The sequence below is a fragment of the Kitasatospora sp. NPDC049258 genome, assembly GCF_040678895.1.
Lineage (GTDB): Bacteria > Actinomycetota > Actinomycetes > Streptomycetales > Streptomycetaceae > Kitasatospora.
Genome location: NZ_JBFAQT010000012.1, coordinates 176,306 through 187,780, shown reverse-complemented (window position 1 = coordinate 187,780; position 11,475 = coordinate 176,306). Strand labels below are relative to the sequence as shown.

Below are 11,475 nucleotides of genomic sequence, written 5' to 3'. Positions count from 1 at the left end.
GCCGGCGGCCTGAGCGCCACCGTCATCCTCGGCGAACTGGACGGCGCCCGCTCCCCGGGCACCACCCACTCACCGCTGGTCGGCGCCGACCTGACGCTCGCCGAGGGCACCGAGGTACGGGTGCCGCTGGAACGGGACTTCGAGTACGCGGTGCTGACCATGTCGGGGTCGACCGAGGTCGACGAGGTCCGGTTGGCGCCCGGCTCGATGCTGTACCTCGGCAGCGGGCGCACCGAGCTGCCGCTGCGCGCGCTCACCGACGGCTCGCTGCTGCTGCTCGGCGGCGAACCGTTCGAGGAGAAGATCGTGATGTGGTGGAACTTCATCGGCCGCACCGGCGAGGAGATCGCCCGGGCCCGGGCCGACTGGGAGGACGGCCCCCGCTTCGGCCAGGTGCACGGCTACGCCGGCGACCGGCTGCCCGCTCCCCGGCTCCCCGCCCTGCCGCTCAAGGCCCGGGGGCGCACCCGCTGACCGCGGCCGGGTGAGCGGGACCTTAGGGCACCGTTAGCGGGTCCTGTCCGGCCGGTGGCCGGGCTCGGGTTGCTCCTACGATCGTGCTCGTCGGTGGCCGGCTCGGCCCGATCGCCGAGTCCACCGGGCCGCTTGGGAGGGCGGTCCGGCGACAGCCGTCGAGGACCTCTCCCCTCGTACCGGCGCCGGCACCGGCGCCCGGTGGACCGCGGAACCTGCCCTCCGCGGTCCACCTCGGGCCCCGGTCAGAACTCCTCGGGCTCCGCCGGCTCGGGGTCCAGCAGGCCGGAGCGGGCGCACAGCACACCCGCCTGGAAGCGGCTCTCGGCGCCGAGCATGTCGGTGATGTCGGCGATGTGCTTGCGGGTGGTGCGCAGCGACATGCCCAGCCGGCGGGCGATCGTCTCGTCCTTCAGGCCGGCCGCCAGCAGCCGCATGATGGTGCGGTCGAGGTCCTTGGCCACCCGTTCGAGCCCGTCCACCGCGGCGTCGGAGAAGGGCTGGGCGTAGGTCCAGGCGTTCTCGAAGACAGCGCACAGGTAGTGCACGATCGAGGGCTCGCGGATCACCACGGCGCCCCAGGTGCCGCGGCGCTCGGGGATGAACGCCAGCTCGCGGTCGAAGACGATGAGCCGGCCGAACAGGTCGTGGGCGGTGCGGTACTCGGCGCCCAGCGCCGAGGCCACCGCCACGTAGGCCTGACTGGGTGCGTTGAACCTGGCGGTGTGGTGGTAGAGCGTCCGCATCCGGACCCCGCGCGCCAGCGTGGCGGCGTCCCGCTCCAGCGCGTCCTCGAGCACCTCCGGTGCGCGGTTGCCGCCGGGTTGGCTGGTCGGCATCTCCTCGCGGCACTCGGCCGAGGCGCGGTTGAGCGCCGCCCGGACCTCCGGCAGCCCGGGGATCAGCTCGACCTCGTGGGCGGCCGCGCCGCTGCGGTCCCGGTAGTACTCGCGCAGGGCCGCGAAGTCGGCCTGGATCTGGTGCAGTCGGTCCGGGGCGCCTTCGACTGCGACCTGCGCCACCCGGCCCGCGCCGACTCCTCGCTGCGCCTGCGGCAGGGCGAAGTCCTGTACCTCCCGGCCGAGTTCACCCTCCGGCTGAGCGGCGCCCGGACCAGCTCCACCGCCCTCCTGCTCACCCTGGACGCCCCTGCGGGGAGAGGGCGGGCGCTCGGCCGGGTCGTGGAGGGAGGATGAGCACCATGAGCGCGCCCACCCGGAAGTGCTCGATCACCTTGCCGCGGGACCTCGCCGAGGCCAGCCGCGCCCGGAGCGGCCCGTCGGGGCTGTCGGCCTACGTCGCGGCGGCGGTCGCCCGGCGGGTCGAGCGGGACGGCCTCCATGAGCCGATCGACGCCGCCGAGGCCGGGCACGGCCCGGTAGGCACGCGAGAGATCCAGCAGAAGCGCGCGCCGCTCCGTCGCACCCGTGAGGAGCTGCACGGCTGAGCTCGCCCTGGCGCGCGCCGCCGGCCGCCGTGTGATCACTCACCGGCGCGGCCGCGGCAACCCCGGCGGCGGCGGTGCATCTCCGCACGAACCGGCCGGCCCTGAACCGGACGCTGCCGCGGCGCAGTTGCTCGCCTCGCCGGTTGGCCACGGCCCTGACCGCCGACCCCGTCGACCCGGTGGTGCCGTCAGGGTCCGACGGCCGGGGTGTCCGTCGGGCGGGCGGTGGGCAGGAGGGCGGTGAGCAGGGGCAGGGTCAGCCCGAGCCAGCCGGCCGCGAGCAGCCAGCTGCCGAGGACGTCCAGCGGCCAGTGCACGCCGAGGTAGACCCGGCTGAGGCCGACCGCCGCGGCGGTGACGGCGAGCAGCGCCAGCACGGGCGCGGCGAGGCGGCGGCGGACACAGTGCGCGACCGCCCAGGCCAGCAGGCCCGCGGCGACGGCCGCGGTGAAGGCGTGGCCGGAGGGGTAGGCGTAGCCGCTGGGCGAGGCGGCGACCCAGTCGGCGGCCGGCGGGCGGGGCCGGGCGAAGGCCTCCGCGAGGCCCCGGCGGAGCAGTTGGCCGAGCGCCAGCACGGCGACCGGTGCGAGCAGCCGGACGAAGCGGCGCCGCGGGACGAGCGGGTGCCGGGCCGCGAGCACCCCGGCCAGCACGGCGGCGAGGTAGGGCGGGACGCCGGTGCCCAGGTCGGTCAGGACGCCCACCGCCTGCGCGGCCGCGGCGGGGCGGTGGGTGACGGCCCAGGAGTGCAGCGACAGCTCTCCCGGGAAGGGCCGCCAGCCGTGCCGGGCCAGCAGCGCGGTCAGCAGGCCGAAGAGCAGCAGCGGTCCGACCGCGGCCCGCACGACGGTCCGGACGGGGTTCGGGTCGCCGTCGGACGCACCGTCGGACACGCCGTGGGACACGCCGTCGGACCGGGGCACCGGCGAGCACCTCTCGTCGTCGGGAGCGGCCGCGACAGCGACCGTCTACATCAATGTCGTCACTCTAGACGGGTCACCCCGGCCGGGTCAGCCCCAGGTCGTAGGCGAAGATCACGGCCTGCACCCGGTCCCGGGCACCGATCTTCGCCAGCACCCGCCCGACGTGGGTCTTGACGGTGGATTCGGCGAGCACCAGGCGCTGGGCGATCTCCCCGTTGGTCCAGCCCCGGGCGATGGCGACCAGGATCTCCCGCTCGCGCTCGGTCAGCGCGGCCAGCCGCGGGTCGCCGGCCGGGTCCTCGCCGGGCCCGCGCAGCGGCAGGTGGTGGGCGTAGGCGTCGAGCAGCCGCCGGGTCAGCCCGGGGGCGATCACCGCGTCGCCCGAGGCGACCGCGCGGATGCCGGCCAGCAGTTCCTCCGGCAGGGCGTCCTTGAGCAGGAAGCCGCTGGCCCCGGCCCGCAGCGCGGCATGGGCGTACTCGTCCATGTCGAAGGTGGTCAGCACCAGCACCCGGCAGCGGCCGCCGGCGGCCACGATCCGGCGGGTGGCCTCGATCCCGTCCATGCCCGGCATCCGGACGTCCATCAGCACCACGTCGGGCCGCAGTTCGGCGGCCCGCCGTACCGCCTCGGCGCCGTGCCCGGCCTCGCCGACCACCTCGGTCTCGGGGTTGCTCTCCAGCAGCATCCGGAAGCCCAGCCGCTGGAGCGGCTGGTCGTCGACGATCAGCACGGTGGTCACGGCGCGGAGCCTCCGGGGTCGGCGGGCGGGGTGAGGCTGAGGAGCGCTTCGACCGTCCAGCCGCCGCCCGGCGCGGGGCCGGCGACCACGGTGCCGCCGTAGAGGGCGGCGCGCTCGCGCATGCCCGCCAGGCCGTGACCCTCCTCGTTGGGCGGCGCGGCGCTCGGGCCGTCCGGCGGGCCGGTGTCCTGCACCCGGATCAGCACCGTGTCGGCCTCGACCGCGACCTGGAGCTCGGCCCGGGTGCGGGTGCCCGCGTGCTTGAGGGTGTTGGTGAGGGCCTCCTGCACGATCCGGTAGACCGTCAGCTGGGCCGCCCGGTCCAGCGCCTCCAGGTCGCCGCCGGTGCGGTAGCGGACCTGAGGTCCGGCGGCCCGCACCCGCTCGCAGAGCTCGTCGAGGTCGGCGACGCCCGGCTGCGGGCTGAGCTCGGGCCCCTCCCGCTGCTCGCGCAGCACGCCGAGCATCCGGCGCATCTCGCCGAGCGCCTGCCGTCCGGTACCGGCGATCAGCTGCAGCGCCTCCTTGGCGCGCCCGGGGCTGAGCTCCGCCGCGTACGCCCCGCCGTCGGCGAGGCCGATGATCACCGACAGGTTGTGACCGATGATGTCGTGCATCTCGCGGGCCACCCGGGCCCGCTCGGTCGCGGCCGCCAGCTCGGTGCGCTGGTCACGCTCGATCTCCAGCCGGACCGCGCGCTCGCGCAGGGCGGCCAGGTGCGCCCGGCGGATCCGCAGCACCAGCCCCAGCGCGACGGACGCGGTGGCCGCGCTGGCGAGGAAGAACAGGGCGTCCCCGAAGAACACCGCGCTCGACAGCCGCACGGCGGCCACCCCGAGCGCCGCGGCCATCACCGCGCAGGCCCAGGGCAGGTGCCGCAGCCGACCGTGCAGCGCCAGGCTGTACAGCGAGATCAGCAGCGCCACGTCGGCGCGCAGCCAGACCATCGCGGCCCACTGCGCCGTGAACACCGCCACGATCACCGCGAAGGTCGCCGACGGCGCCCGGCGGCGCCACCACAGCGGCAGCACCAGCGCGAGCTGCCAGGCCAGGGTGGCGGGGGTCGACAGGTGGGCGATCCGGACCCGCAGCTCGTGCGGCCCGCCGTCGTGCACCAGGTCCGGGACGCAGAACAGCAGGAAGCAGGCGGCCACCGTCGCCGTGTCCAGCAGCCACGGGTGGGCCTGGTCCAGCCCGCGCAGCCGCTGGCCGACCCGGGCCAGCCGGACCACCACGGGGTGCCCCCACAGCGGTTCGAGCCCCTGCGGCGGGGGCGCCGGAGCGGTGGCGGGGCCGGCCCGGGTGCCGGAGTCGTCAGTGGTCACGGAGGTCACCTGTCCATAGTGGGTGATGGCCGGCGGCCCGCCGCCGAGGCGGGCCGCCGGCCGTCACCCCGGAGCCGGGCGTCGGCGCACCGGGGGCGTCACGGCGCGTCAGGCGTCGGTGCGCACCAGCCGCCAGGCCGCCGCACCCAGCGCCAGGGCGGCCCAGGCGAGGAAGACCAGCAACCCGGTGGTCGGGCTCAGCGTGGTGCTGTCGTGGTGCAGGGTGAACATCGCCTCCCCCGCGTTGCTGGGCAGGTACGGGCTGATGTGGTCCTGCCAGGAGGTGGGCAGCAGGCTGACCAGGCCGGGGATCAGCATCAGCGCGGCGACCAGCACCGAGATCCCGCCCGCCACCGAGCGCAGCAGCGCGCCCAGGGCGGCGCCGATCACCCCGACCAGTGCCAGGTAGAGCCCCGCACCGAGCAGGCTGCGCACCACGCCGGGGTCGGAGAAGGTGAGCGCGGCCGGGGTACCGGCGACGATCCCGCTGCCGATCAGGAAGGAGGTGAACGCACCCGCCGTCCCCACCACCAGGGCGACCGCCCAGTAGACGGCGGCCTTGGACCAGAGCACCGGCAGCCGGCGCGGCACGGCGGCCAGGGTCGAGCGGATCATCCCGGTGGAGTACTCACCGGCGGTGACCAGCACGCCCAGCACGCCCAGCGCGAGCTGGCCGAAGTTGGTGCCGAACAGCGACAGGCGGACGGCGGTGGCACCCGCGAAGTCCCGGTCCATGTGCCCGCCGGAGGTGATCCGGTGCTTGTACTGGGCGGAGGCGATCACACCGAAGGCGATCACGAAGAGCAGCGCCAGACCCAGCGTGATCCAGGTGGAGCGCAGCGACCACAGCTTGGCCCACTCGGCGCGCAGCACCCGGCGGCCGGTGACCCGGTAGGCCGGGCGGGCGGGCCGGACCTCGGACGGCTCCGCGGGGTGGATCGGGGCGATGGTGGTCATGCCACCCTCCCAGGGGTCTCGATGCCGGTGGTGGTCCCGTGGTACTCGACGGCGTCCCTGGTCAGGTCCATGAACGCCTCCTCCAGGGACACCGCCCTGGCGGTCAGCTCGAACAGCGCGATGCCGTGCTCGGCGGCCTTCAGCCCGATCTCGCGCGGGGTCAGGCCGGTCACCTGGAGCTCCTCGGACCCGGCCCGGCCGGTGATCTCGACGGCGGGGCCGGCCAGCACCTCGCGCAGCCGGGCCGGGTCGGCGGTGGCCACCTTGACGGTGTCGCCGCCGGCCTGCCGGACCAGGTCCTGCACGGTGGTGTCGGCGAGCAGCCGGCCGCGGCCGACGATGATCAGGTGCTCGGCGACCAGCGCCATCTCGCTCATCAGGTGCGAGGAGACGAAGACCGTGCGGCCCTCGGCGGCGAGGCCGGTGAGCAGGTTGCGGATCCAGAGCACGCCCTCCGGGTCCAGTCCGTTGACCGGCTCGTCCAGCATGACCGTGGCCGGGTCGCCGAGCAGTGCGGCGGCGATGCCCAGCCGCTGGCCCATGCCGAGCGAGAACGCCCCGGCGCGCTTCTTGGCCACCGTGCGCAGACCGGTCAGCTCGATCACCTCGTCGACCCGGCGGCGCGGGATGCCGTGCGTGTACGCCTGGGCCATCAGGTGGTCGAAGGCCGAGCGGCCCGGGTGGATCGACTTGGCCTCCAGCAGCGCGCCGACCTCCTGCAACGGGGAGGTGTGCTCGGCGTACCGGCGGCCGTTGACCGTCACCGTCCCCGCGGTCGGGGCGTCCAGGCCGACGATCATCCGCATGGTGGTGGACTTGCCCGCCCCGTTGGGGCCCAGGAAGCCGGTCACCGAACCCGGCTTGACCGTGAAGTCCAGCCGGTCGACCGCCGTCTTCTCGCCGTACCGCTTGGTCAGCTGCTGCGCCTCGATCATCGGTGCTCCCTCGCGCTCGGGGCGCCGGCCGTCCCGGGCCGCCTCACCGGCCACGCTAGACCCGCCCGCCCCGGGAACCGTGGTACCCGGGGCGGGAACCTCGCCCGGCCGGTGGTACCGCGGTACTACGCCCCACCTGCGGCGCAGTGACCCGGGACGGCAGGACCGAACCCCCCGGCCACGGCCGGCAGGGGGGCGGAAAACCACTTCCCCGGGCCGCCGCCCACTCCCTGGACTCCTCACGATCCGCGCGCCGCAACCACCTTGCGGCGCGCTCCGTGACGAGTGGGGGCAGACCGGCCGTGCGCTACCGCACCGCTGTCGTCGTCCCCTCGTCGCGGTACGAGGTTGTGCGGCGAGGTGCACGAGGGCACCACCGTCACCGACTTCGACCCCCAGGAGCGCGACCGCGGGATCACCATCTTCGCCGCGGCGGTGAGCTGCGCCGGGGACGGCCACCGGATCAACCTGATCGACACCCCCGGCCACGTCGACTTCGCCGACGAGGTGGAGCGCTCGCTGCGGGTGCTCGACGGCGCGGTCGCGGTCTTCGACGCCGTCGCCGGGGTCGAACCGCAGAGCGAGTCGGTGTGGCGGCAGGCCGACCGGCACGGGGTGCCGCGGATCGCCTTCGTCAACAAGCTGGACCGCGCCGGCGCCGACCTCGACGCCGCGGTCGAGTCGATCCGCCGGCGGCTGCACCCGGCGCCGTTGGTGGTCCGGCTGCCGATCGGTCGGGAGGACGGCCTCACCGGCGTGGTCGACCTGGTCCGGCTGCGCTCGCTGGTCCGGGCGGACGGCGGCGAGGGCGGCCTCCAGGAGGGCCCGGTGCCGGACGCCCTGCTGGCCGAGGCGCAGCGGCGGCGCGGCCTGCTGGCGGAGGCGGTGGGCGAACTCCACCCGGCGGCGCTGGAGGAGTTCTGCGCGCGGTCGACACTCTCCGCGCCGACCCTGACCGCCGCGCTGCGCGACCTCACCCGCACCGGTGAGGGCGTGGTCGTGCTGTGCGGCTCGGCCTACCGCAACCGCGGGATCGAACCGCTGCTGGACGCCGTGGTGGCGTACCTGCCCTCGCCGCTGGACGTGCCCGCGGTGCGCGGCACCCTGGACGGCGCCGAGCAGGAACGGGCCGCCGACCCGACGGCGCCGTTCGCCGGGCTGGTGTTCAAGGTGAACTCCACCACCACCGGCCGGCTGACCTTCCTGCGGGTGTACTCCGGCACGGTCCGCAAGGGGGACACGGTGCTGGACGCGGGCGCCGGGCGCGGCGAGCGGGTCGCCCGGATCCTGCGGGTGCAGGCCGATCGGCACGCCGAGGTGGAGCAGGCGGTGGCCGGGGACATCGTCGCGGTCGTCGGGCCGAAGGCCGCGGCCGCCCCGGTGGTCACGGTGGCGGTCGAGGCCCGTCGCGGCACGGACACCGATCGGCTGGTGTCGGCGCTGGCGCGGCTGGTGGAGGAGGACCCTTCGCTGGTGGTGCGGACCGACCCGGAGACCGGGCAGACCGTGCTGCCCGGGATGGGCGAACTGCACCTGGAGGTGCCGGTGGAGAAGATCCGCCGGGCGCACGGGCTGGAGATCGGCGCCGGCCGGCCGCAGGTCTCGTACCGGGAGACGGTCGTCGCCGGGGTGCGGGGGCTGGTGCACCGGCACGTCAAACAGGACTGCGGCGCGGGCCAGTTCGCCCAGGTCGTGCTCGATGTGGAGCCGCTGGACGGCGAGTTCGCCTTCCGGTCGACCGTGGTCGGCGGGCGGGTGCCGCAGGAGTACGTCCGGGCGGTCGAGGCCGGCTGCCGGGACGCGCTGGCCGAGGGGGCCGCTCGCCGGTCACCCGGTGACCGGGCTGCGGGTCACCCTGACGGACGGGGCGACCCATGTGAAGGACTCCTCCGAGCCGGCCTTCCGCACGGCCGGCCGGCTCGCGCTCCGGGAGGCGCTGCGGGCCTGCACCATGGTGCTGCTGGAGCAGGTGGCCGAAGTCACCGCCATGGTGCCGCAGGAGGCGGTCGGCGGGGTGCTCGGTGACCTCGCGGCACGGCGCGGCCGGGTCTGCGGCTCGACCTCGCGGGCCGGCACGGCGGTGCTGACGGCCACCGTGCCGCTGGCCGAGCTGTTCGGCTACGCGACCCGCCTGCGCAGCCGCACCCAGGGCCGCGGCACCTTCACCACCCGCCCCGCCGGCCACACCCCGGCCCCGCGGTAACCGGCACCTGACGGCCCCGCCCACCCACGGGCGGGGCCGTCAGGCGCCATGCCCGGCGGCGAACCGGACGAAGGCCTGCCAGGCGGCGCGATCGAACGCCAGCACCGGCCCGGCCTGGTCCTTCGAGTCACGGACCTGGACGGCGCCGGCACAGGCGGCCACCTCGACGCACTGGCCACCCTCCTCGCTGCTGTAACTGCTCTTGATCCAGCTCCTGGATGCCGTCCGGTCCACGTTCATAGCTCTCCCAGCAACTCCTCGACGAGCCCCAGCGACTCCTGAGGCGTGAGCGCCTGAGCACGGAGGATGCCGTATTTGGCCTCCAGCCCCCGGACCAGATGCCGCTCCGTGTGTACGTGGCTCACATTCTGCACCTCGACGTAGGCGACCCTGCGGCCGTCCTTCGTCTCGATCAAGGTGAACGGCCCCGCGAGCCCCGCGTGCTGGTCGCGATGCAGGGGCATGACCTGGACCTCGACGCTCCGTTGCTGGCCGACGAGCAGGATCTGCTCCAGCTGACCACGCAACACGCCTCCCCCACCGATCGGTCTGCGCAGGACGGACTCGTCCATGACGAAGCTCATCATCGGCGTGGGCCGCCGGGTGAACAGACCTTGCCGCGCGAGCCGGGCCGACACCCGCTGGTCGATGACGTCGTCGTCGAGCGGCGGCCGCATCATCGAGAAGACCGCCCGCGCATACTCCTCCGTCTGCAACAGGCCGTTCACCACGAGGGCGTCGTACACATGCAGCTCGACGGCTTCCGCCTCCAGCCGGGCCGCGTCGCGGAAGAACGCCGGGTACCGGGCCCGTGCGACCTCCTCCTTCATCGCCCGCAGGACCCCGCCCGCGTTCAGCACCTCGTCGGCCTTGTCGATCAGCTCGGGCTTGGGGATCCGCCGGCCGAGCTCGACCGAGGCGATCTGGTCGTCGCCGTACCCCAGCCGGGCCCCCAGCTCACTCCGGGTCAGCCCCTCGCGCTCCCGCAGGATCCTCAACTGCCGTCCGAAGCACCGCAGGAAGCCCGCTCCGTCGTCCTGTTCCGTCACCTTCGCCACCTCGCCGGAAACGATCCGTACAGCACGGCCCGGTACGCCTTCGCCGTGGCCCCGGGCTGGGGGGTGCCGACCGCACCGCCGGGGTCGGCCAGGTGATCCGTGAGCGGACGGTAGCACGGCGTGACGGACCGTCGCTTCCCCATCCCGCAATCCCGCCCGCCACCGCCGTACACGCCACCGGATCGGCCGTACAGACCCCGGCAGTACGCGCGTCGCCCCTGGTCGGCCGCCTGCGGCAGCGGCACGCTCGACGCCATGGAAGCCCTGCACCGCCCCTCGCCGGGCGCGCCGCACATCGCCCCGCCCGCACGGGAGTTCGCCATGCGTTTCAGCTCCACCCCGCGCGGCGCGCGCCTCGCCCGCCGGCTGGTCTCGCACCGGCTCGACGACTGGGGGTACGGCTACGCCTCCCCGCTCAACGAGACCCTCACCCTGATCGCCGCCGAGCTCGCCGCCAACGCCGTGCGCCACGGCCACGTCCCCGGGCGGGACTTCGAGGTGCGGCTGACGGAGTCACCGGACGTGCTGCGCGTCGAGGTCTCCGACACCCGCACCGAGCGGACCCCGCCCGCCGTCGCGGAATTCCCCGCCCCGGAGGCCGAGTCGGGTCGGGGCCTGCTCCTGGTCGGTCACCTCGCCGCCCGCTGGGGCACCGCGCCGCGCCCGGCGGCGCCGGGCAAGACCGTCTGGGCCGAGTGCCCGCGCTGAGCCCCCGTCGCTCACGCCCTCGCGCGCACGCCGTCCAGGGCGATGGCCAGGACCCGGTCGCGCTGGCCCTCGTCGGGGAAGGCCACCGAGCTGATGCCGGAGACCAGGCGCAGCAGGTCGTCGATGCTCATGTCCGGTCGGACGTCGCCGGAGGCCTGGGCGCGTTCGAGCAGCGGGGTGGCCGCGTCGTACATCGACTGGCGGCACGCCAGGAAGATGTCCGACTCCTCCGCCTCCAGCGCCTCGCGGATCGCGCGCTTGGTGAGGGTGTAGGCGACGAACCGGCGCAGCCAGCCGGTCAGCGCCTCCCACGGCGGCTCGGCGGACAACTCCGCGGCAAGCAGGCCGAGTTCGTCGATCTCGTTGGCGTAGACCGCCTCGAAGAGGTGCCGGCGGGCGGGGAAGTTGCGGTAGAGCGTGCCGATGCCGACGCCGGCGCGGCGGGCGATGTCCTCCAACGAGGCCTCCGCCCCCTGCTCGGCGAACGCCTCGCGGGCGGCGGCGAGCAGCGCGTCGAAGTTGCGCGCGGCGTCGGCGCGGCGCGGGCGCTGGGCGGCGAGGAACTCGCTGACGATGACCTGTTCCGGCACGGGGGACCTCATCTCGGACACCGGGGTTGAACCGGAGGTGTGCCTCCGCTAATCTGGAGGCATGCCTCGACTTTACCAGTGAGGCGTCCCGGTCGCCCTGCCGTCGTACGGCA

Annotated in this window: 13 protein-coding genes and 1 pseudogene; 5 read left to right on the top strand and 9 right to left on the bottom strand. The window is 74.9% G+C overall.

Translation table 11 applies throughout. The annotated features are described in order from the left end of the window. On the top strand, positions 1-474 hold a 474-nt coding region (locus AB0K43_RS13465), incomplete at its 5' end, for a pirin-like C-terminal cupin domain-containing protein (RefSeq protein ID WP_363639063.1). A 245-nt stretch (positions 475-719) separates the two neighbouring features. Here AB0K43_RS13465 and AB0K43_RS13460 read toward each other — a convergent pair. After that, positions 720-1,496 (bottom strand): helix-turn-helix transcriptional regulator, encoded by a 777-nt coding sequence (locus AB0K43_RS13460; protein WP_363639061.1) that lies wholly within the window; start codon positions 1,494-1,496, stop codon positions 720-722. Here AB0K43_RS13460 and AB0K43_RS13455 point away from each other — a divergent pair. Both AB0K43_RS13455 and AB0K43_RS13450 read left to right on the top strand, forming a co-directional pair. After that, a complete protein-coding gene (locus AB0K43_RS13455) occupies positions 1,455-1,670 on the top strand; it encodes a hypothetical protein (protein WP_363639059.1) in 216 nt (71 codons plus the stop codon). The two genes, AB0K43_RS13460 and AB0K43_RS13455, sit on opposite strands and share 42 nt — an antisense overlap. A 5-nt stretch (positions 1,671-1,675) precedes the next feature. Continuing rightward, on the top strand, positions 1,676-1,921 hold the full coding sequence (locus AB0K43_RS13450) for a CopG family transcriptional regulator (protein ID WP_363639057.1): 246 nt from the start codon (positions 1,676-1,678) through the stop codon (positions 1,919-1,921). 188 nt (positions 1,922-2,109) lie between these two features. Here AB0K43_RS13450 and AB0K43_RS13445 read toward each other — a convergent pair whose 3' ends face one another. From AB0K43_RS13445 to AB0K43_RS13425, 5 genes are all read right to left on the bottom strand, one after another. Further along, positions 2,110-2,844, bottom strand: coding sequence for a phosphatase PAP2 family protein (locus tag AB0K43_RS13445; protein ID WP_363639055.1), 735 nt, complete (start codon positions 2,842-2,844; stop codon positions 2,110-2,112). Between the two features lie 73 nt (positions 2,845-2,917). Then, a complete protein-coding gene (locus tag AB0K43_RS13440; RefSeq protein WP_363639053.1) occupies positions 2,918-3,586 on the bottom strand; it encodes a response regulator transcription factor in 669 nt (222 codons plus the stop codon). Further along, positions 3,583-4,836 (bottom strand): sensor histidine kinase, encoded by a 1,254-nt coding sequence (locus AB0K43_RS13435; protein WP_363639083.1) that lies wholly within the window; start codon positions 4,834-4,836, stop codon positions 3,583-3,585. The genes AB0K43_RS13440 and AB0K43_RS13435 overlap by 4 nt, the downstream gene beginning before the upstream one ends. 183 nt (positions 4,837-5,019) lie before the next feature. After that, on the bottom strand, positions 5,020-5,868 hold the full coding sequence (locus AB0K43_RS13430; protein WP_363639051.1) for an ABC transporter permease: 849 nt from the start codon (positions 5,866-5,868) through the stop codon (positions 5,020-5,022). Continuing rightward, entirely contained in the window at positions 5,865-6,803 is a 939-nt protein-coding gene (locus tag AB0K43_RS13425) for an ATP-binding cassette domain-containing protein (RefSeq protein ID WP_363639049.1), read from the bottom strand. Before AB0K43_RS13425 ends, AB0K43_RS13430 begins: the two co-directional genes overlap by 4 nt. A gap of 354 nt (positions 6,804-7,157) precedes the next feature. Between AB0K43_RS13425 and AB0K43_RS13420 the strand changes: the two are divergent. Further along, positions 7,158-9,006 (top strand): annotated as a pseudogene (locus tag AB0K43_RS13420) (elongation factor G); the annotation flags it as partial. Positions 9,007-9,045: 39 nt separating this feature from the next. Here the strand turns inward: AB0K43_RS13420 and AB0K43_RS13415 are convergent. Both AB0K43_RS13415 and AB0K43_RS13410 read right to left on the bottom strand, forming a co-directional pair. Then, positions 9,046-9,246, bottom strand: a complete 201-nt coding sequence (locus AB0K43_RS13415) for a DUF397 domain-containing protein (protein WP_363639047.1) — start codon at positions 9,244-9,246, stop codon at positions 9,046-9,048. After that, positions 9,243-10,055, bottom strand: coding sequence for a helix-turn-helix transcriptional regulator (locus tag AB0K43_RS13410; protein ID WP_363639045.1), 813 nt, complete (start codon positions 10,053-10,055; stop codon positions 9,243-9,245). The genes AB0K43_RS13415 and AB0K43_RS13410 overlap by 4 nt, the downstream gene beginning before the upstream one ends. Positions 10,056-10,319: 264 nt before the next feature. On the opposite strand from AB0K43_RS13410, the gene AB0K43_RS13405 reads away from it, so the two are divergent. Next, positions 10,320-10,772 (top strand): ATP-binding protein, encoded by a 453-nt coding sequence (locus tag AB0K43_RS13405; protein ID WP_363639043.1) that lies wholly within the window; start codon positions 10,320-10,322, stop codon positions 10,770-10,772. Positions 10,773-10,783: 11 nt separating this feature from the next. Here AB0K43_RS13405 and AB0K43_RS13400 read toward each other — a convergent pair whose 3' ends face one another. After that, the gene (locus AB0K43_RS13400) at positions 10,784-11,362 is read right to left on the bottom strand and encodes a helix-turn-helix domain-containing protein (protein ID WP_363639041.1); all 579 of its coding nucleotides are present in this window, start codon (positions 11,360-11,362) and stop codon (positions 10,784-10,786) included. Between the last annotated feature and the right edge of the window lie 113 nt (positions 11,363-11,475).